At 45.2% G+C, this 20,022-nt stretch carries 17 protein-coding genes and 1 pseudogene; 7 read left to right on the forward strand and 11 right to left on the reverse strand.

The annotated features are described in order from the left end of the window. The first annotated feature begins 139 nt into the window (after nucleotides 1–139). Entirely contained in the window at nucleotides 140–1,237 is a 1,098-nt protein-coding gene (locus KSZ58_RS01110; RefSeq protein ID WP_009270242.1) for a M20 family metallopeptidase, read from the forward strand. 329 nt (nucleotides 1,238–1,566) lie between these two features. Here the strand turns inward: KSZ58_RS01110 and KSZ58_RS01115 are convergent, their stop codons facing one another. From KSZ58_RS01115 to KSZ58_RS01140, 6 genes are all read right to left on the reverse strand, one after another. Beyond that, nucleotides 1,567–2,310: a copper homeostasis protein CutC gene (locus KSZ58_RS01115; protein WP_009270243.1), complete on the reverse strand. Its 744-nt coding sequence runs from the start codon at nucleotides 2,308–2,310 to the stop codon at nucleotides 1,567–1,569. Nucleotides 2,311–2,355: 45 nt separating this feature from the next. After that, on the reverse strand, nucleotides 2,356–3,465 hold the full coding sequence (locus KSZ58_RS01120; protein WP_008818308.1) for a Sapep family Mn(2+)-dependent dipeptidase: 1,110 nt from the start codon (nucleotides 3,463–3,465) through the stop codon (nucleotides 2,356–2,358). A gap of 1 nt (nucleotide 3,466) precedes the next feature. Then, complete coding sequence (locus tag KSZ58_RS01125; protein WP_008818309.1) at nucleotides 3,467–4,423, reverse strand: N(4)-(beta-N-acetylglucosaminyl)-L-asparaginase; 957 nt, start codon at nucleotides 4,421–4,423, stop codon at nucleotides 3,467–3,469. Nucleotides 4,424–4,790: 367 nt separating this feature from the next. Next, nucleotides 4,791–5,885 (reverse strand): DUF871 domain-containing protein, encoded by a 1,095-nt coding sequence (locus tag KSZ58_RS01130; RefSeq protein WP_074747656.1) that lies wholly within the window; start codon nucleotides 5,883–5,885, stop codon nucleotides 4,791–4,793. Nucleotides 5,886–6,284: 399 nt separating this feature from the next. Beyond that, complete coding sequence (locus KSZ58_RS01135; RefSeq protein ID WP_008818311.1) at nucleotides 6,285–6,605, reverse strand: PTS sugar transporter subunit IIB; 321 nt, start codon at nucleotides 6,603–6,605, stop codon at nucleotides 6,285–6,287. Between the two features lie 18 nt (nucleotides 6,606–6,623). Further along, nucleotides 6,624–6,953: a PTS lactose/cellobiose transporter subunit IIA gene (locus KSZ58_RS01140; protein ID WP_008818312.1), complete on the reverse strand. Its 330-nt coding sequence runs from the start codon at nucleotides 6,951–6,953 to the stop codon at nucleotides 6,624–6,626. A gap of 204 nt (nucleotides 6,954–7,157) precedes the next feature. Here KSZ58_RS01140 and KSZ58_RS01145 point away from each other — a divergent pair, with 204 nt between their 5' ends. Beyond that, entirely contained in the window at nucleotides 7,158–8,936 is a 1,779-nt protein-coding gene (locus KSZ58_RS01145; RefSeq protein WP_009270245.1) for a M3 family oligoendopeptidase, read from the forward strand. A 271-nt stretch (nucleotides 8,937–9,207) separates the two neighbouring features. Then, nucleotides 9,208–10,671 (forward strand): M81 family metallopeptidase, encoded by a 1,464-nt coding sequence (locus tag KSZ58_RS01150; RefSeq protein ID WP_009270246.1) that lies wholly within the window; start codon nucleotides 9,208–9,210, stop codon nucleotides 10,669–10,671. 638 nt (nucleotides 10,672–11,309) lie between these two features. On the opposite strand, the gene KSZ58_RS01155 is transcribed toward KSZ58_RS01150, so the two are convergent. The 5 genes from KSZ58_RS01155 to KSZ58_RS01175 all read right to left on the reverse strand — a co-directional run bounded on the left by KSZ58_RS01155 (nucleotide 11,310) and on the right by KSZ58_RS01175 (nucleotide 16,192). Next, the gene (locus tag KSZ58_RS01155) at nucleotides 11,310–12,401 is read right to left on the reverse strand and encodes a M42 family metallopeptidase (RefSeq protein ID WP_009270247.1); all 1,092 of its coding nucleotides are present in this window, start codon (nucleotides 12,399–12,401) and stop codon (nucleotides 11,310–11,312) included. Nucleotides 12,402–12,410: 9 nt separating this feature from the next. Beyond that, the gene (locus tag KSZ58_RS01160) at nucleotides 12,411–13,475 is read right to left on the reverse strand and encodes a M42 family metallopeptidase (protein WP_008818316.1); all 1,065 of its coding nucleotides are present in this window, start codon (nucleotides 13,473–13,475) and stop codon (nucleotides 12,411–12,413) included. A gap of 131 nt (nucleotides 13,476–13,606) precedes the next feature. After that, a complete protein-coding gene (locus KSZ58_RS01165; RefSeq protein WP_002607069.1) occupies nucleotides 13,607–14,131 on the reverse strand; it encodes a GrdB-related putative oxidoreductase in 525 nt (174 codons plus the stop codon). A 1-nt stretch (nucleotide 14,132) separates the two neighbouring features. Next, nucleotides 14,133–14,462, reverse strand: coding sequence for a PTS sugar transporter subunit IIB (locus tag KSZ58_RS01170; protein ID WP_009270248.1), 330 nt, complete (start codon nucleotides 14,460–14,462; stop codon nucleotides 14,133–14,135). Nucleotides 14,463–14,830: 368 nt separating this feature from the next. After that, on the reverse strand, nucleotides 14,831–16,192 hold the full coding sequence (locus tag KSZ58_RS01175) for a PTS sugar transporter subunit IIC (RefSeq protein WP_008818319.1): 1,362 nt from the start codon (nucleotides 16,190–16,192) through the stop codon (nucleotides 14,831–14,833). Between the two features lie 325 nt (nucleotides 16,193–16,517). On the opposite strand from KSZ58_RS01175, the gene KSZ58_RS01185 reads away from it, so the two are divergent. From KSZ58_RS01185 to KSZ58_RS01200, 4 genes and pseudogenes are all read left to right on the forward strand, one after another. After that, complete coding sequence (locus tag KSZ58_RS01185; RefSeq protein ID WP_374102556.1) at nucleotides 16,518–17,645, forward strand: DUF6017 domain-containing protein; 1,128 nt, start codon at nucleotides 16,518–16,520, stop codon at nucleotides 17,643–17,645. Between the two features lie 15 nt (nucleotides 17,646–17,660). Then, nucleotides 17,661–17,873, forward strand: coding sequence for a DUF5348 domain-containing protein (locus KSZ58_RS01190; protein WP_003819042.1), 213 nt, complete (start codon nucleotides 17,661–17,663; stop codon nucleotides 17,871–17,873). Nucleotides 17,874–17,915: 42 nt separating this feature from the next. Next, entirely contained in the window at nucleotides 17,916–18,392 is a 477-nt protein-coding gene (locus tag KSZ58_RS01195) for a PcfB family protein (RefSeq protein ID WP_003509387.1), read from the forward strand. Further along, nucleotides 18,389–19,930 (forward strand): annotated as a pseudogene (locus tag KSZ58_RS01200) (VirD4-like conjugal transfer protein, CD1115 family); the annotation flags it as partial. The gene KSZ58_RS01195 and the pseudogene KSZ58_RS01200, both read left to right, overlap by 4 nt. Between the last annotated feature and the right edge of the window lie 92 nt (nucleotides 19,931–20,022).

The following is a 20,022-nucleotide window of genomic DNA, read 5'->3' on the forward strand; positions in this document are numbered from 1 at the left end:
CTGTATCATATCACTATTCAAGGTAAATTACAACCGTTTTATGAAAATTAAATGTATAAATTTCATAAAATGAAAATATTTACATGAGGGATGGTTTCCTATATAATAAACATAACATAGAGCAGGGAGGATGAAGGATATGTTAGAGAGAATACAGAAATATCGCAGGGACCTGCATCAGATACCGGAGCTGGAGCTGGAGCTGCCGAAAACACAACGCTATCTGCAAGAGGCGCTCAGGGATCTTCCCTGTACTTTAAGCTCACCGATTCCAAGCAGTGTTGTGGCTTTTTTTGACGCAGGAAAAAAGGAAAGCATCGCCTTTCGCAGTGATATGGATGCATTACCGGTAACAGAAGCTACCGGCAGAGCGTTTGCTTCCAGACACACAGGGTGCATGCACGCCTGCGGACATGACGGTCACATGGCAATGCTGCTGGAGTTCGCACACCAGCTGTCTGCGTATTATAAAGAGCTTCCGCACAATGTGGTATTGATTTTTCAGCCGGGAGAGGAAACACCGGGCGGAGCGGAGCCGATGTGCAAAAGCGGTATCTTTGAACAGTATCATATCAAACGGATTTTCGGTTTTCATGTATGGCCAATGCTGGGCAAGGGTGTGATTGCCACACGCAGAAACGAATTTATGGCACGCTCCAGTGAGGTGAATATCGATATTACCGGAAAAAGCGCACATGCGGCAAAGTATCAGGAAGGCATTGATGCGATGGAGATTGCAGCGCGCTATCTGCTGGATGTATATACGATGGAACAGGAGGAGCTGTCAGCGGAAACCTATCGTTTACTGCGCTTTGGTTTACTGAAGAGCGGTACGGTTCGCAATGTTGTTTCGAATGCTGCCCGTATGGAAGGAACCCTTCGTGCCTTTCAGGATGAAACCTATCAGTATATGAAAAAGCGTATGCTGGAGCTGGCGAAGCCGTATGAAGAACAGGGGGCAGTGTTCTCCTTTGATATCAATACCGGCTATCCTGCAGTCATGAATGACGCTGCCCTTGTGGATCAGGTGCTGAAGCTGGATCCGAATATCGTGCTGCTGGAGAAGCCTGAAATGATTTCCGAAGATTTTGCCCATTATCAGCGAAGGGTGCCGGGTGTGTTTTTCTTTCTTGGAACAGGTACCGGGATTGCCCTGCATGCTCACAATTTTGACTTCGATGAAGAGGTACTGGAAGCAGGGGTTAAAGAATACTGTAAGCTGAGCAGGATGGAATAAAGCGGATACAGCTATCAGGTATTCCTACAGCATAGAAGGAAAGAGGTATTGTAGCTGTGATTGAAAACTGTTAACGATTTTCTTTCATCAGCAAACAGAGGAAGCAGCTGTAAAGGTGATAAAGAGCGCTGTGTCAGTTAAAATCTACGTATTTCAGAGAATGGCTTTATCCTCATAATACGTCAGATATCCTTTATTTCAGATATATAGAGTGAACATCGGATACGTAAAAAGGAAGCTCCGCATCTATAAACAATAGAATGAGGAACTTCTTTTCTTTATGAAGCTATAAAACAAGGAAAACTGATTTTCCGTTATTCAGCGGATGGCTATCGAACGCTCCAGATTAAATGCTCGACTTTTTTACTGTTTACAACCTCATAATCGCTTTTATGACCCTGCGGTCCATAGCTGTAAGTAACACGCTCGCCACATGTTGTTTCATCCCGCAGCCAGTCTTTGCAGGAGGAGTGAATCTGTTTTACTCCTGTATAGGCTATGAGCTCCTTTGCATTCATGGCATCTATACCGCATCCGGCGAGTATTTCGATTCGATCGCCATAACGCTCCTGTAATTGCCGTATGATTTCCTTTCCCTCAAATGCCGTGGGGTAAGTACCGCTCGTAAGCACGCGGTCTACTCCCATATTGATCAGGGTTTCTATTGCTTTGAATGGATCTTTCACATAGTCGAAAGCGCGATGGAATACCACTTGCTTATGGTTCACTTTTGCCAGTGCAGTAATATGCCCACTCTGCTCTGTATCAATATTCCCGTATGCGTCCAGGCAGCCGAATACGATTCCATCGGCACCGTTCTTGATCATATCTCTTGTTTCCTCTACCATAACGTCATAATCCTGTGAAAGATAATGAAATCCAGCACCGCGGGGACGTATCATTGTCATGACGCTTAGCTTCGTATGTTCCTTTATTAAGCGCAGTGTTGCCACACTCGGTGTTAAGCCGCCCATATGCAATGCACTGTTTAATTCAATGCGCTTTGCACCTCCGGCTTCTGCCTGTCGGGCATCATAGTAACTACCGCAGCAGATTTCAATTTGAGTATTCATATAGGTATCCTCCTGTAGCTGATTTTGACTCTAAGGCATGCCGCCTTATTTTGCCAGCTTATACAAGCTTAATGCATATATTTTTGCATTCATGATAATATCCTTGATATCCATCCATTCATCAGGCTGGTGTCCGATTCCCTTTTGACCCGGGAAGCTTGGTCCGAATGGGACGATATTCGGCATCGCCTTTGCATAGGTTCCGCCTGTTGTTGTTACCGGTGTTCCATCCAGACCGCTTACCTGCTCATATGCACTTTGTAACGCTCTGACCATGAAACAGTCCTTTTCAAATCGGACAGGATCATAATTGTGAAGCAGCTGCAGTGTACAGCAGGAATCAAGCTTGGTACGTATTTGTTTCTGTATGTCTTGAATGCTGCAGCAGGCAGGATAACTGAGAGTAAATTGAAATACGACATCCTCCTGCTCTGTACGCAGCGCATACCCGCGCATTTGCATTTCTCCATATTCATCATCGTGATAATCAATGCCTAAACGATTACCGCTTGCTGCACTTTCCAGAAAATACGTGGTAACGAATGAAAAGAATTGCCGCAGATGCGCTTGATCAGCACGAATCTGCAGATTTGCACGACCTCTTTCTCCATATACAACAGGGTATTTACAATCCGGTGTCCATCCCATAACAGGCGGTTTTTCTTTTGAAAGATAATATGTCAAATCCTCAAAACCACTTTCTTCATCCGTACCAAACATGATGCGTACCTGTCTGGACAATGGTATATGCAATCGTTTCAAGGCATAGAGAGCATATAAACAACTCAAGACAGGTCCCTTATTATCAAGGATACCGCGGGAAAAGATACGCCCGTTTTCATCCGTGTAACCGCTGAAGGGAGGATGTGTCCAGCCTTCGCCTGTTTCAACGACATCCAAATGTCCCATGACACCGATATAGTCCTCACTTTCTCCATATTTGGCATATCCTACGTAATTATCCACATTTACAGTTTCGAAGCCGAGTTCTTCTGCTAGTTCCAGGGCTTTATCAAGTGCTTTTTTTACGCCTTTTCCAAAGGGAGCGTTCTTTTGCGGCTCACTCTTGACGCTATCTATTCGTACGACCTCTAAAATTCCCTGTATCATTTCCTCTGAGATTTTGTCAATCTCCGCCAGTATTTTATCTTCCATGCTATTTCTCAATCAATGGTGCCATGCGGGTACTCATATAATTCTCCAGCCATTCACTGCTGGCTTCTTCATGTACGCATTTTCCGTGTTCTCTTTTTGTCACATATACAATCGGCTTTTGTGTCTGCGTTGCGACCGCAAATGAAAATCCCTCGATGTTTGTGGCAACGCCCCATTCTCCTTTGCTGTTCATAGCGACGAGCGATATATCGCCCGCCTTGCCACGCCGTTTTGTAAGCTCCTGGTCGAGCTGTGAAACAGCGATATCACAAGCCTCCTGCGGGTGCTTTCCCTCCTTCATCAATCGAACGATTTCATAAGAGATACACCCCTTCATTAAATCCTCACCGAGTCCTGTAGCACTGGCACCGCCGGTCCTACTGTCCACATAAAAGCCGGATCCTGAAATCGGGGAATCGCCGACTCTGCCTTTTTTCTTCATAAATAAGCCGGAGGTTGAGGTGGCTGCCGTCATATCGCCGTGACTGTCAAGACAGACCATACCTACCGTGTCATGTCCGCTGTATGGCTTGATTTCCAACTCCTGCACATCCTTAACACGATTTTTATAATGAATCTTCGCACGGTCGCTCAACATATTTTTACGTTCAAAGCCCTCTTTGTGCGCAAATTTTTCCGCACCCTCACCGACCAGCAGATTGTTTACGTTTTCCTTGCTTAACCGGCGGGCAATACTGATAGGATTCGCAAAATCCTTAATCGCGGCAACTGCTCCGATATCAAAGGTTGTTCCATCCATATAGGCCGCATCCAGTTCCACTTCCATTTCCTCATTCGGCAGACCGCCGTAGCCCACCGATTTATAGTATGGAAAATCCTCTACCTCTTTAATTGCCGTCTCGATAGCATCACCGCTGATACCATCATTTTCCAATATTCGGGCAGCTTTTTCGATTCCTTCCGCTGCCATTCTCCAGGTTGCTATAATACCCCACATATTCATTCTCTCCTTTCGCATTCATCAGCTATCATATTCTCCTTCATTATAATACCATTTCAGCATATCGTTTCTAAGATCATTTCCTAAAGCCTAGGAAGTATGTGTATACACCAAAAGGGATATCAGGCAAGGGACGGTTCAAAAAAACAGTAGGTGCAGTATATGAATCTGCTTGCATTTTGTGTGTAAGCAGAGATATTTCTGTACGATGCTTTCGGAAATCTCATGAATCTGAGAGGATTTCTTGTTGAAAGCTGATCATATCCGCATAGCCTTGATGAATTACGCATACCGTTCCTTGTAATTGCCCAGCAGCTTCATCCTCCGTACTACACAGAGTGGGAACGAAGGACGGATGAGTTTTTTATTCGATAAAGCCAAAAATATGCTCCGGATGCTTTTCCATTTCATCAAGAATCATCATATCATCATTTGCAATATGACCAACGAGATTACGCTCACTGTCATTTTCTATATCTGTTAACAGAATTTCAATTTCACCGCGATAATGCTTTAGATTGTCATTTACAACTACGACATCTCCGCGATGGAACATTCTCTGTTCACTCATCCGTTCCGGTATTGCTTCTTCTTTGAAAAAGAAACGCGGAAGAGAGCTGCGGATATAGTAGTCGCTGGCATCCTGCCGCCCGGTATGCGGATAGTCAAACAGTGCTTTCTTTTCCGCCGCACAGATATCCTTTTCCAGTTCAATGCGGATTGTCGTTTTTGATAGATCAACAGCGGCCATCGCTTTTAACTCCGCTTCACTGGCATATGCATTTCCAATCAATATATCATCAATCAGCTCACAGGCCAGCATACGGCGCAGCTGCACATCAATCGGCTTAGTACGGTGAATCTCTGCGGTTGGAAGTCCGGCAGATACTGGCCATGGACCAAAGGTATTCGGTTCACGGCTGGTCACGAAGGCTGCTGTATGAAGTCCCAGCCCCTTCCATTTCTCATTCAAATTCATAAACAGCTTCCAGCCGATTCCACTGTAGCGTTCCGGATAAAAATTATGGCAGATAGTAACATTATGCGGGTCCGCGCCGTGCTTCAGCAGATAGTCGATTGTGGAATCCATACTTCCGTTAAATTCAATTTTAATGCCGTATTCGTTATGGGTGATTGCCCGATCAAGAAAATCATCAAAGTGACCGTCCAGACGAATGATATCCACATGCATGTCATGAAATACCTTTAAATCCAAAGGTGTGGCTCCCAGGTGTTTGAAAACATCCGGATTGGTATCGACGGCTATTTCATAGCCGAGTGCATGAGCGCGATTCATGAAATCAGTAAACTCCGTAATTATTTCTTCCTTTGCTTTTTGTACCGATAACAAGCATGTAAAAATTCTTGTAAATCCATATCCGGCAGCTGTTTCCATATATGCCTGATCTTTTTCAGGTGTTGAATGCTCCGGATATACGCTGATACCTAATTTGTGCATAAAATGCCCTCCTTATAATACTTTTATTATAATGCAAACAGCATAGGTTATCGCGTATACGGTTTCCTAATGCTAGGAATAAAATAAGTGGCGATTCCTTCAGCACCTCAGTCTCAAAAAGAAAACGGGCGCAATATCCGTCAAGCAATTTGAGTATAAAATACTCTCTTCTTTAAAATACTTCCGGTATAACGCAAGCTACTAGACTACCGCATATACGGTTTTCTAAAAACGAGCATTAGAAAAAGAAAAACTGTTTCCATCTTTTCGTTCTTACATATCCAACTGGCAAAGCGATATCGCAAATAAAAAGGCACAAAATTACATTGTAATCTTGTGCCGAATAGCTATAAACAGAAACATCTGAAAGTGAGTTAGAGCCCAGCTTTTGGGGTTATCTTATTTCTTAAATGATTTAATCAGTTTGATTGCTGTTTTTAGAACTCTTTCTCCGTTCATCATACCATAATCGGAAGCATCAATCACCGCTACCGGAGCCGTTTCTTTGAATCGTCTGTTTGTTTCTTCGTACAGATATTTTACCTGAGGTCCAAGCAAAATACAATCAGGGTGCAGCTGTTCGACAATGTCACCGATTTTAGAATGAGAATATGCCTTTACTTCTAAGGGAAGGCCGTGAGCATCTGCCACATTCTGCATCTCCTGAGCCAGCATACTCGTAGACATACCTGCACTGCAAAATAGATAAATTTTCTTCATATCGTTCTCCTTTCTGCTCTATTTAATCTTGCTTTCAAGCGCTATGATTCTTTCATAATTCTGAATCATTTCGTCAGCAATGATTTTAAAGCTTTCCGCACTCATCAGCTGATCTTCCGCATGGATCAGAAGCAAACCGGTTTCTACTTTTTCGCCGCCTGCTTCCTGCTGAATCATTTTCGCATGAGCTTCATGTCCCTGAAGGAAACTTTTATCTCCCTCTTCAATCATTTCTCTGGCCCTTTCAAAATTCGCTTTTTTAGCCTCCTGTATTGCTTCTATATAGCTGGAGCGAGCCATTCCTACAGCAGAGATAATTTGAAAGCATTGCTTTTCCAAACCTTCCATTACTCATACCCTCCTCTTAAGTGATCTTGATCACGCACTTTTATTATACTAGCCATTGAAAAAAATACTTTTAACACAGTTTCCTAATCATTAGGAAATTGATTATGAAGGAGTGATAGTACTTCCTAGGATGTTAGGAAAACGTTCTACCGTCTCTTTGCATTTCAGTGCCTTATAATGAGTACAGGAAAGAAGGTTTTAAAAATGAACAGATATGAATGGTCGCTGGATGCTTTATATAAAGGCTACGATGACCCCGCTTTTCAAAATGATTTGAAACAGTATCATGATTTACACGACGAGCTTTCTGCACTGACGGAAGAAATGAACACACTGGAGGAATGCTGTGCGGTGAAGGAAGTCCTTCGGCTTTTGGAAAAGGAATATGATTTATCCGGCCGTCTGCACATGTACACGATTTTACGCCAATCCGTGGATACCAATGATAAACAGACTCTGCGATATTTGAATATCATCAATTCGAGAATATCCTCTTATTCCGTCTATCGTTCGCAGTTAAAGGATTATCTGGCACATATAAAGCATATGGACTCCTGCATACAGCAGGACGAAATGCTGAAGGAGTATTCCTTTCTGCTGTATACATTAAAAGATAAGGCCTCTCATTCTCTTTGCAAAGAGGAAGAAGCGATGCTGGCGAAGCTTTCGCAGACAAGTACAGCAGCATTTAGTGATATGTATTATCATTTGACGGCAAATGTCTCCGTGGAGTGTCTGGGGCAAACGATGACTCTGACACAAGTGAAAAATTTATGTCATTCAACTAGCAGAGACGTGCGAAAGGAAGCCTTTCTGTGTGAAATGAAGGCCTATGAATCCATCAAAGAGCCGCTTGCCTTTTCCATCAATAACATCAAGCGTCAACAGCTGATGGAAGCACGTATGCGGGGGTATGAGGATCCCCTGGATAAAATGCTGCAGGATTCCTTCATGAAGAAAGAAACATTGAACACGATGTATGCCGCTGTTGATAAGTATCTGCCTAGGTTTCATGAGTATCTGCGTACAAAAGCAAAGCTGTTGGGATATGATAACGGACTTCCGTGGTATGAAATTTACGCGTCCCTCGGTACGTGCGATATGTCCTTTACAATCGAAGACTGTGAAGCGTATATACAACAGCATTTCAGAAATTTCTCCACTGATTTATATGATATGACAAAGCAGGCAATAGATGAGCATTGGATTGATTATCCAAGCCATACGGGAAAACAGAGCGGGGCATTCTGTGAAAATCTGGCATGGATCAAACAGAGCAGAATCATTACCAATTATGGAAATACCCTGAGTGACGTTATCACGGTGGCACATGAGCTAGGGCATGCCTATCATGGAATGCTGGTTGAAAATGAGCGGCCTCTAAATAGAGAATATTGTATGCCGCTGGCAGAAACGGCATCTACATTCAATGAGAATATCATGTATCGTGCTTTAATCAATGATGCAGACCGTGAAAATAAATTGTTCTTAATTGATACGCAGCTGTCTGCGCTCTGTCAGAATATCTGTGATATCACAACCCGCTACACATTTGAAAAATCCGTATTTGAACAGTGTGAGGAAAGGTTTATGTTTGCTTCCGACTTGATGCAGCTGATGCTGGAGGCGGAAAAGAAATGTTTTAAGGACGGGTTGGACCCGAATTGGCTCCATCCGTATCGCTGGATTACAAAAGTACACTATTATATCCCAGATATTGCTTTTTATAATTTTCCATATACCTTCGGCGCCTTATTTTCAAGAGGCCTGTATGCGATGTATGAAAAAGAAGGGGAGGCGTTCCTTCCGAAATATCGCGCCTTGCTGAAGGCATCAACTACGCATACGGTAGAAGAAACAGCGGCCATTGCCGGTATAGATTTGGAGGATGCCGCTTTCTGGGAAGCCTCACTTGAATCCATCACAAGGCAAATGGATGAATTTCTGATATTAGCGAAAGAGACAGCACAGAATCAGGGCTAACCGCATGATTGTATCAGTCTGTCAGCTGCCAGCAGTCAGATAGAAACGGCGTCCAAACAGAAGCTGTTGTATACTGCCGCAAGGGAGGTATTGGGATAACCGTTTTTCTGACAGCAGAGGCTGCAGGACGAAGGCGTCCGGATGTCTGCTTTTCCAATAAAAATCGTTTTATGAGTTTATGTAGAGATTGATAAGTAGAAAAACCAAATGCCTGCTCTTTCAACACATTTTATGAATTTATATAAAGATAAAAGTAAAGGAGAAACGTTTTATGAAAGTATTATTTGCTTATTTCAGCTCAGAATCGAATGAGCATTCACGCAGTTTGATGACCTTTGATAAATTTGTTTTTAAGTTTGGTGAAGAGGCCGTTCAGCATGTTTCCTGCCGTAAGGTTTTTGAGGATGCCGGTATAGAACTGATTCCGGCAATCATTGCCCGCGGGCACCCGCATGGCCCTGTCACATATGATGCTTTTGAATTTATCCGTTCGCGTATGATGGCAGAGGTGAAATCACATGTCCATGAAATTGATGGAATCTTTCTGTTTTTACATGGCGCCAGTAAAGTGATCGGCTTGGCAGGAGGCTCGGCTGAGCACGCATTCCTGAAAGAAATACGTGAAATAACCGGGCCGTATATGCCGATTGCCCTTGTAATGGACCCCCATGGAAATCTGTCCGAAGAGCTTGTAAGCAAGGTGAATATCCTGCGCTGCTACCGTCATTCTCCGCATACGGATGCAGAGGAGACATTTCAGTTTGTCGCAGAAAAATTTGTTGAGCTGTTAAAGAACAGAAGGAACATAAGACCGGTATACCGAAAGGTTCCTATCATAATCGGCGGGGAAAAGAGTGTATCACTCGATGAGCCGATGGTATCCATCAACCGGCTGTGTGATGAAGCAGAAAAGGATGAACGCATTATGAGTGCTTCTTTTCATATCGGCTATCTGCGCCATGATGGTGACAAGCTGGGATGCTCTGTTGTCGTTGTACCGCAGAGCGGTAAGTATCGAGCCTATGCCGAGGAAGTGGCAGATCATATTCGTGCGTTTGCATATTCACGACGTCATGAATTTCATTATCACGGCAATACCGGTGAACCGCAGGAGGTTTTAAAAAAAGCAGTTGCTCATACTGGAGGAACCGTATTTATTACAGATTCAGGAGATAATGTAGGCTCCGGAGGGGATGGCTTTAATACCTATATGCTACGACAGATTCTCGCATTGCATGATACCAACCATAAACAGTATCTGGTAAGCGGAATTGTTGATCACAACGCTTTTAAAAAACTGTATCCCCGACATGTAGGCGAGCATGTCAGTCTGTGCATTGGCATGAATTATGATGAATTATGTAAAAGCGTACCGATTGAAGGAACTATAATCGCGAAAGGTATACCTGATGAAGGGTACGAGCATAAAAAAGATATGGGGACTGCGATAACGGTCCGATTAGATCATGCACCGGTAAGCGTTGTTATTCTGAATGATGCGATTCAGTTTTATGAGCCGGAGCAGTATACCCGCTGTGGAATCGTGTTAAAGGAATATGATGTCGTTGTGGTAAAACAGGGATATATCTCTGCCGAGTTTGCCGCATATGGCGACTTGTGTATGATGGCGCTTACTCAGGGGCCGACATATCAGAGAAGTGAATTATTAAAATTCAAGCAGATTTATCGCCCGATGTGGCCTTATGATGATTACGACTTAGAGGATATGCTGTAACAGGGCATAACGGGGCTTATTCTGGGGGAATCTAAGGAGTGGAGGCGAGCATGGAAGAGAGAAGTAATAGGGTATATCGAGGCATATTTTGCGTGAACCCTTCAGATGGTAAAAAGCAATACCCACATAAATCTGCTACAGATTAAAGAGTTCTCTGGGCTATTCCACGATTGATTCTTCCTCATATTTGACTATTTGATTATAGATAATAAAAGCACAAGATCATGCGCAATAATGAAGCTGATCCTGTGTTTTTTGTTATGAACTATTTGCGTTACTCTTTTTCGGATAAGAACGCCACAATAAGAGTATGCTTTTTTTTCTATTCTGCATAACAGACGAAAAGAACATTGAGCGTTATTTTTTACATGTGTTAAGGATGAACGGACAGGGCTGGATATCCTATTCCACATTAAAATTTAAATCCTTTTTTTGTTTCTTATTGTCTGACTTAAAGTACATTGCACAATTACTTCAAATAATTTTCAGGATGAACGGATATTACGTAATCTGCCTGTCATGCTTAAGGATTTATGGATTTCAATGTTATAAGGCTCACAGCGCATAGGATAAACGCAGCCATAGGAAGAGGTAGGTATGGTTCGCAGTTTCATGAAAAAAGGTGTCTTTCGACACCTTTACTGTATTGCGGTTCTCATTGCACTTACTTTATCCCAGGATAAACGGCGGCAAAATTCTGCAATCGCCTCTACCGTCTGCACATAATCTCTGCGGTGTATGATCAGGTGATGGGAATGCATATAGCGTGTTGGAATACTCAATGTCATGGTTATGATACCATCATATGCTTTGTGAATATTGTCGGCATCGGTTCCTCCGGCAGTCATCATATCGTAGTTGATGCTGAGTCCTAAATCCCTGCAAATTTCTTCCATTTCCCGTAACAATGCCTTATGGGCAATAATACCGGCATCCATTATAGACAGCACCACACCGTTGCCAAGCTTGACATCTCCCTTATCCATCGGTGTGTCCAATGCTGTTGTGACATCCAGTGCAATCGCTACATCCGGATGCAGAAGGTTCGCTGCTGTACGGGCCCCCCGTAATCCGACTTCCTCCTGCACAGTTCCCACGGCATAGACGTTTGCCTCATGCGCGTCCTTCTGTATGCGGTATAACACATCGACAGCAAGAGCTGCACATAAACGATCATCCCATGCTTTCCCCATCAGATAATTAGGATTGTTCATAACTTCAAACTTTGTATCCGGGGTGATCATATCTCCTATTTGAATTCCTAATTCCAATATCTCCTCACGGTTATCCACTCCCATGTCAAGAAATAAATCAAGGGGCTTTATAACCTTTTCTTTTACCTCAGGGGGCAGTCCGTGCGGAGCGCAGGAACCGACGACGCCGTGATATCGTCGGCCTTCCTTTGTGGTTACATATAATGTCTGAGATGGTAGAACATGTCCCCACCAGCCGCCTACGGGCAGCATGCGGATATAACCTTGTTCATCAATTTCACGCACCATGAAGCCAACCTCATCCATATGTCCGCAGATCATCACCTTTGGACCATCAGCACTTCCTTTCTGCAGACCTGCTATGGAGCCAAGGTTATCGTATGTGATTTCGTCGCAGACAGGGGTTAACCACTTTTTCATGATACGGCTAACTTCCTTTTCGCATCCTGAAATTCCATGAGCTTCACTCAGCTCTCTGATCATTTCCAGATTTATTCTTCCATATGCCTCTTTCATATGCACACCTTAGCGATTCTCCGCTTTATAAGCGTTAATTTTGTTTTCATCAAGCGATGTGATGATGGCAAGCAGCGCACTCTTCGCACAATCGTAATCACGTATATCAATCATGCTGTTTCCCGTATGGACATTGCGTGCGCAGATGCAGGCGCTTAAGGTTGGACAGCCTGAAAATAATTTGTGTATCCAGGCTGCGTCTGTCTGTGCCATATTATAGTAATACTGATAGGGCAGCTGCTGATCCTTACAGGTCTGTACAAGGGTATCCAGCAATAGGCGATTCGGCATCATGCCTTTATCATAATAACGAATCAGGATTCCTTTTCCAAGCAGACCGACTGCCTGCTCGTCTTTGGTGATGTCGTTTGCTGGACTGCAGTCCAATACGATTCCCATATCCGGATGAATCAGTCCTGTCGCTGTCGTTCCACCCCGTATACCTACTTCTTCCTGTACGGTTGCTCCGATATACAAATCCACATCAAGCTTTGTTTCCTTCAGTGCCTGCAGCAGCTCGATAGCCATAATACAGCCATAGCGATTATCCCATGCCTTGGAAAGGATGCGATGACCGTCACCAAGCATGGCAAAACCGCCGTCAAGAACGGCGCTGTCTCCAACCTTAACGCCCCAATCAGCAGCCATTTCGGCATTTTCCGCACCAAAATCTATCCGCATATGCTTTGTGTCGCAGGCTGCTATTTCATCCTTATCACATACAATGGTACCGATGTACTCTCTACCGCTGGCTGTCTTTAAACGCACCCGCTGTGCATGCAGACTTTGTGCATCCATCCCGCCGATACATATAAATTCGGCAAGGCCGTTCTTCTTAATACTTGTAATCATAAAGCCTACCTCATCCATATGACCGCAGATCATCACTCTTAATGCATTCGGTTTTCCGCTTTTCTTTACGGCGAAGATAGAACCCAGATTATCGTATATAATTTCATCAGCATAGGGCTCCATATGCGTTTTCATAATTTTTGAGATATTCCTTTCATCTCCGGAGATACCAACAGCCTGTGTTAACTCCTCCATTAAAGCAATCGTTTCATTCGTCAACATAAATACACCTCTTTCTCTTTCTAAATTCATTATAAGCCTTTTAAAAATAATGTATTTGAAGAATGCTTCCTATGTATTAGGAAAAAAGAAAAGCAGCAAAACAGCTGCTTTCCATGTAATCAATAAGGCCTTTAATGATATGCATATTCCTTAATCATATCACTGACATCTTCTTTTTTCGCAAGCTTCAGGGCAAACTCACACATCATTGCCAGACTTTGCGGTAATCCCGTACCACCCTTTTTCGGCATTTTAAGAATGGTCACATGATTTTTAAATTCATCAATAGCTGTACCGCATTCCTCAGACATGATAGCAAACGCCGGTATGTCTGTCAGTTCATTGATTGTCTGTGCTGTTTTTGCGGCCATTTTTCCATAGTTTCCGTAATTAAAGCACGGACCGCAGATTACCACATCGGGATTGAGCTTCTTGCTCATCGCAGCAAATCTTTTTCCGTTGGTATCCGGATCCTGCGCAAAGGTTCCATCACCGCAATACAGTGTTGCACAGATGCTTCCTCCCATATCCGTTAAAGTCTTTTCAAACATATGACATGAACCTATTGCCATCGGTTTTCCACCCATTGCCAAATCAGGACTTTCTTTTCCGCCGAGTCCTGCCTGCGTTTGATCAAATACCATCAATACTTTCATTTTATAATTCTCCTCGCTTTCTTTTCTGCAGCAGAAGCAATGCTTTCTTTAATACTTTTTCACCATCCATCATCCCATAATCCTCCTGTGAAATCAGCATGACAGGGATTCGCTCATCAAAGCGTTTCTTCGTCTCATCAAAAAGATATTTTACCTGTGGACCCAGCAGGATGATATCCGGATGTTTTTCTTCAACGATGCCTTGCATCTTTTTATAAGAGAATGCATTAACTTCGATTGGAAGCATGTGTTTATCCGCACAGTCCTGCATACGGCTTGCCAGTAAACTTGTAGACATTCCCTGGTCACAGAACAAATAGAGTCGTTTCATACATCATCCTCCATTACCAATTCATTATAAATCCTTTTCATGTGCAATATAACCAATTATATTTCCTAGCTGTTAGGAAATATATGTATGACCAATACTTAATCACAGCTTTTTTCATGCGAAAAAGAGGAAGCAGTGCACGATAACAGGGGTCATAACAGGCTTGAAATTTTCGGCTTACAGCGCAGCGTATTGCATTAGTCGCAACGAAAGAGCTGTAATTCATACTTATCACATTTTCATAAAATATATCTATTGGGATTGGAAGGGGGGGAGCTAAGAAAAAGAGGCTTCGCATCTTATTGGTGTAATACAACAGATGTGAAACCCGCTCAGTCTATAGCTGTGTAAGAATAGCGTCTGGTATGTTACAGATCATCCAATGATAAATCATCAAATGAAATATCTTCTTCTTCTGTATCCTCTGAATTTTCTTCATCATGCAAATAACCTTTATCAAGCGCTTTAATGAATGGGAAATAGATACAGCATCCGATAACCAGCAGAATAATCTGCCATACTGCGGCAATCCAGCTTCCTGTCGATAACCAGCCGGAGAATCCGATTGGAGTCGTCCACGGTAAGTTGACACCGGTTGTCTTTGGCAGAATTTCTGCTATTGTCAGTAAGTAGGATGTAACTAAATTAAATAATGGTACAAAGATGAACGGTATGATCATAATCGGGTTTAATACGATAGGCAAACCGAAAATGATTGGTTCATTGATTCCGAAAATACCTGGAACAATGCTTAATCTACCCAACACCTTGATACGTTCAGATTTACAGAACAGCAGCATACAGATAACGAGCGATAGCGTACTTCCGCCGCCGCCAAAGTTCGTGAAGAAGTTTGAGAACGGATTTGTAAAGATATGCGGTAATTCATTATTCGGCGTTCCTGCTTCAAATGCAAGCAGCTGATCGGCCGTTAATACGTTGCCGATGAAGTATACAGAGTTCATTACGGCAGGACCGTTTATACCGAAGAACCAGAGGAATGTACACATGAAGCTGTAAATAGCATTTGCCCCCAGAGTATCCCCCAGTCCTTTCATAGGCGTCTGAAGTACGGTGAATACAAATCCCTGTGCAGTTTCAAATGGTGTAAATTCAAAGAAAATACGAATCAGGAAGCATACCAGTAAAACGATGGCACTAGGTACCAATGCAGCGAAGGAGTCCGCTACAGCAGGTGGCACACCCTTTGGCATTTTGATTGTCCATCCCTTTTTGTAAACCCAGATAAACAGAAGTACGCAGAGTATAGAGCAGCACAGAGCCATGAAGATACCGTCCGTACCGATATTATCAAAGGATAAACCTGCAAATGCACCTTCTAAAACCACTTCTCCCGCATCATTTACCGCATCGTGAATGACCGGCTGCAGGATGAAAAATGAAACTAAGGCAACGGCTGCACCCTGTATCTTATCTCCACCAAACTCTCTGGCCATAGCATAGCCAGTACCCAAACAAGTCAGTAAAGCGGTACAGTTAAAGGTTGCACGGGATACGGCTTTGAACCATTCCTCCCAGCCTGCCCCAAATACTCCTGTCCAGAACTCAGACCATCCGGGTATCGGAAAATTGGCGATCAATAAGAAGATCGAACCGACGATCAGTAATGGCGTGGCTATTAAGAAGCCATCACGAATGGCAATCAAGACTCTGTTTTTACTTAGCACATCAGACATTGGCATAAGTATTTTCTCAAGCTTGTTAAACATTTTATTTCCTCCTCTTTTTTGTCTTAAAAAATTTAATCGTGCGCACTAAACTTTTTACAATCTAATTAAAGTTAACAACTCTGATTATCTCCAAAAAGCCCGGAAATACGGGCATTTCACGGGATATAAGAACTGAATTTACTACCGATTTACTACTTTCGGATTGAGCTTTGACACGCTTCTGCTTCCCGTGAAGCCCAGCGCCCAAATAGTGACACATCGAAAATTGAATACGACACCGCAGACAGCGGCGTTCTCTTTTCCCCTTTGGGGAGATCAGGACGCCGCTTTTTTGCGCCCAAAAACAGAAAGGAGGCGACCGCCTATGTACTTTACTTCCGGCAGCGACCGGGCCTTTGAACAGCTCATGCAGACGAGGCCGGGCGCAGATCATTTTGACAACGGCGAGGCCGGAGCGCCGGAGGACTGCGGCACCTGCCGTTTCTACCGCCCGCACTGGAAGTACCAGTTTTGTGTGTATGAGGAATGTCCCTACCAGCCGGGCAAGCTCACCGCCCTTGACGGCGCGGTGAAATTTCAAGTGAAAGGAGTGGACGACGAGATGGCAGTTTTTCGAGTGGAGAAAAACCGGGGCTATACGGTGATGTCCAACCACCACCTGCGGAACAAGGACTTGTCCCTGAAAGCCAAGGGGCTGCTGTCGCAAATGCTGTCCTTGCCGGAGAGCTGGGACTTTACGCTGAAAGGCTTATCCCTTATCAACCGGGAGCAGATCGACGCGATCCGGGCGGCTGTCCGGGAGCTGGAACAGGCGGGCTATATCGTGCGTTCCCGTGAGCGTGACAGCCAAGGCCGCCTGCGCGGGGCGGATTACATCATTTATGAACAGCCCCAGCCTGTGCCGGATTCACCTACATTGGAAAATCCAACATTGGATAATCCAACGCAGGAAAAGCCTACGCAGGAAAAACCAACGCAATTAAATAAAGATAGATCAAGTAAAGAGAAATCAATTACGGATGGATCAAATACCGATTCCATTCTTATCCTTTCCCCTCCCTCTCCTTTGGGGGAAGAAGCGGCTGCGCCGCCGGAACGGAAAGGAACGGGAGCGAAATCACAGAGCACCGTAGAGATTTATCGGGAGATCATCAAGGACAACATCGAGTATGAACACCTTTGCCAGTACGCCAAGGGGATTGACCGGGATATGCTGGACGAGATCGTGGACTTGCTGGTGGAAACCGTATGCAGCGCCCGAAAGACCATCCGCATTGCCGGGGACGATTACCCCGCCGAGCTGGTGAAATCCAAGCTGATGAAGCTGAACAGCTCTCACATTGAGTTTGTCTTTGACTGTATCAGCAAAAACACCACGGAAATACGGAACATCAAAAAATACCTGCTGGCGGTTCTGTTCAACGCCCCAAGCACCATCAACGGCTATTACACGGCGCTGGTGGCCCATGACATGAACACCGGCAAAATCTGAAAGGAGGCCGACCCTATGAAACAGGGTGCTTTGATTTTTGACGAGCAGACAGACCGCTACGACATCCGCTTTGACCTTGCGGACTATTACGGCGGCCTGCACTGCGGAGAAACTTTTGATGTGATGGTGGGCGGCAGATGGAGGCCGACCCGCATTGAAATGGCCGAGAACTGGTATCTTGTGGGAATCCATGCCGACGACCTCTCCGGCCTGCGGGTGCGGATTTAAGCCATCCGCCTGCCTGCTGACTTTCCAAAGGAGGGATAGCAGTTGCAGGAAGAAGTAGACCAGAAAACCATAGCGTTAGCGGTTAAGACGGGCAAGCTCACCGCCCAAGTGCTGCAAGCGGCCATCCGAAAATATCTGGCCGCCCGGCAGAAAGGGACGGGCAAGGCCCATCACGGACAGCAGAGCTTACGGCAGCTCAAAAAGGACGGTTCCGCCCTGTCCAACATTGAGATCACCGACGCCAACATCGGCCTGTTTAAGCCCTGCGCCAAGAAATACGACATTGATTTTACCTTGCGGAAAGACCGCACTACCCATCCGCCCCGGTATATCGTGATCTTCAAATCCAAGCAGGCGGACAATCTGGAACAGGCGTTTAAGGAGTTTACGGCCAAGAAGCTCAAACAGCAGGAGCGCCCCTCCATCCGAAAGACCCTTGCCGTCCTGAAAGAAAAGGCAGCGGCCAGAAGCAGCCAGCAGGCCAAGGAGAAAATCAAGGAAAGGGGGCTGTCACGATGAAGCCGGAAATGAAAAAGCTGATCATCGCCAACCTGCCCTACCTGCTGTTTGTTTACCTGTTCGGCAAGCTGGGACAGACCTACCGGCTGGCGGCTGGGGCGGACTTGTCGGAAAAGCTATTGCACCTTGCGGACGGCTTTTCCCTTGCCTTTGAAAGCGCCGCCCCCAGCTTCCACCTGTTCGATCTGGCGGTGGGCGTGGCCGGTGCGGTGGCGCTGCGGCTGATGGTGTACTGCAAAAGCAAGAACGCCAAGAAATACCGCCGGGGTGTCGAGTACGGCAGCGCCCGTTGGGGCAGCCCCAAAGATATAGCCCCGTACATCGACCCGGTGTTTGACAACAACATCCTCCTGACCCAGACGGAACGCCTCACCATGAACAACCGGCCCAAAGACCCCAAGACCGCCCGGAACAAAAATGTGCTGGTGATCGGCGGTTCCGGCAGCGGCAAGACCCGGTTCTTTGTGAAGCCCAACCTCATGCAGTGCGTGTCCAAGGACTACCCGACCTCATTCGTGATTACCGACCCGAAAGGAAGTCTGATCGGCGAGGTGGGCCAGCTCCTTGTGCGGTGCGGCTACCGGGTAAAAGTGCTGAATACCATTAACTTTTCCAAGAGTATGCGCTACAACCCGTTTCGCTACATCCATTCGGAAAAGGACATTTTGAAGCTGGTAAACACTCTGATCTGTAACACCAAGGGCGAGGGCGAAAAAAGCGCCGAGGATTTTTGGATCAAATCGGAACGCCTGCTGTATTCGGCCCTCATTGGCTATATCTGGTACGAAGCGCCGGACGATGAAATGAATTTCACTACGCTGCTTGAAATGATAAATGCCAGTGAAGCCCGCGAGGACGACCCGGAATTTCAATCCCCGGTAGACCAGATGTTTGAACGGCTGGAAGAAAAAGACCCGGAACACTTTGCGGTGCGCCAGTACCGTAAATTCCTGCTGTCGGCGGGCAAGACCCGCAGCTCCATTTTGATAAGCTGCGGAGCCAGATTAGCGCCCTTTGACATCCGGGAGGTGCGGGAGCTGATGGAGGACGACGAACTGGAACTTGACACCATCGGGGACAAAAAAACAGCCCTGTTCCTGATTATGTCGGACACGGACACGACCTTTAATTTCATTCTGGCAATGGTGCAAAGCCAGCTCATAAACCTTTTGTGTGACCGGGCCGATGACAAATACGGCGGGCGGCTGCCCGTCCATGTGCGGCTGATTCTGGACGAGTTCGCCAACATCGGCCAGATTCCAAACTTTGACAAGCTGATCGCCACCATCCGAAGCCGGGAAATCTCGGCTTCTATTATTTTGCAGAGCCAGTCGCAGCTAAAGGCCATTTACAAGGACGCGGCGGAAATCATTTCCGACAACTGCGACTGTACGCTGTTCCTTAGTGGCAGGGGCAAGAACGCCAAGGAGATCGCGGAGGTGCTGGGCAAGGAAACCATTGACAGCTACAACCAGAGCGAGAACCGGGGCGCGCAGACCTCCCACGGACTGAACTACCAAAAACTCGGAAAGGATATGCCATAATTCATGGTGACGAGTTCAGTTGCCTTGAATAACAGATGAACAGGGACACGATCAACTGGATTCGGATAAAACGAAAACAGGAGGTC

This window comes from Erysipelatoclostridium sp. DFI.2.3, assembly GCF_019132535.1.
GTDB classification, from domain to species: domain Bacteria; phylum Bacillota_I; class Bacilli_A; order Erysipelotrichales; family Erysipelotrichaceae; genus Clostridium_AQ; species Clostridium_AQ innocuum.

What these genes read in the sequence shown, in the direction of transcription:
- KSZ58_RS01170 (WP_009270248.1), bottom strand. Translation starts at nt 14,462, where the DNA reads ATGAAACGACTCTATTTGTTCTGTGACCAGGGAATGTCTACAAGTTTA.
- KSZ58_RS01115 (WP_009270243.1), bottom strand. Translation starts at nt 2,310, where the DNA reads ATGAATACTCAAATTGAAATCTGCTGCGGTAGTTACTATGATGCCCGA.
- KSZ58_RS01145 (WP_009270245.1), top strand. Translation starts at nt 7,158, where the DNA reads ATGAACAGATATGAATGGTCGCTGGATGCTTTATATAAAGGCTACGAT.
- KSZ58_RS01150 (WP_009270246.1), top strand. Translation starts at nt 9,208, where the DNA reads ATGAAAGTATTATTTGCTTATTTCAGCTCAGAATCGAATGAGCATTCA.
- KSZ58_RS01165 (WP_002607069.1), bottom strand. Translation starts at nt 14,131, where the DNA reads ATGAAAGTATTGATGGTATTTGATCAAACGCAGGCAGGACTCGGCGGA.
- KSZ58_RS01120 (WP_008818308.1), bottom strand. Translation starts at nt 3,465, where the DNA reads ATGGAAGATAAAATACTGGCGGAGATTGACAAAATCTCAGAGGAAATG.
- KSZ58_RS01160 (WP_008818316.1), bottom strand. Translation starts at nt 13,475, where the DNA reads ATGTTGACGAATGAAACGATTGCTTTAATGGAGGAGTTAACACAGGCT.
- KSZ58_RS01140 (WP_008818312.1), bottom strand. Translation starts at nt 6,953, where the DNA reads ATGGAAGGTTTGGAAAAGCAATGCTTTCAAATTATCTCTGCTGTAGGA.
- KSZ58_RS01130 (WP_074747656.1), bottom strand. Translation starts at nt 5,885, where the DNA reads ATGCACAAATTAGGTATCAGCGTATATCCGGAGCATTCAACACCTGAA.
- KSZ58_RS01185 (WP_374102556.1), top strand. Translation starts at nt 16,518, where the DNA reads ATGTACTTTACTTCCGGCAGCGACCGGGCCTTTGAACAGCTCATGCAG.
- KSZ58_RS01110 (WP_009270242.1), top strand. Translation starts at nt 140, where the DNA reads ATGTTAGAGAGAATACAGAAATATCGCAGGGACCTGCATCAGATACCG.
- KSZ58_RS01125 (WP_008818309.1), bottom strand. Translation starts at nt 4,423, where the DNA reads ATGTGGGGTATTATAGCAACCTGGAGAATGGCAGCGGAAGGAATCGAA.
- KSZ58_RS01135 (WP_008818311.1), bottom strand. Translation starts at nt 6,605, where the DNA reads ATGAAGAAAATTTATCTATTTTGCAGTGCAGGTATGTCTACGAGTATG.
- KSZ58_RS01155 (WP_009270247.1), bottom strand. Translation starts at nt 12,401, where the DNA reads ATGAAAGAGGCATATGGAAGAATAAATCTGGAAATGATCAGAGAGCTG.
- KSZ58_RS01190 (WP_003819042.1), top strand. Translation starts at nt 17,661, where the DNA reads ATGAAACAGGGTGCTTTGATTTTTGACGAGCAGACAGACCGCTACGAC.
- KSZ58_RS01175 (WP_008818319.1), bottom strand. Translation starts at nt 16,192, where the DNA reads ATGTTTAACAAGCTTGAGAAAATACTTATGCCAATGTCTGATGTGCTA.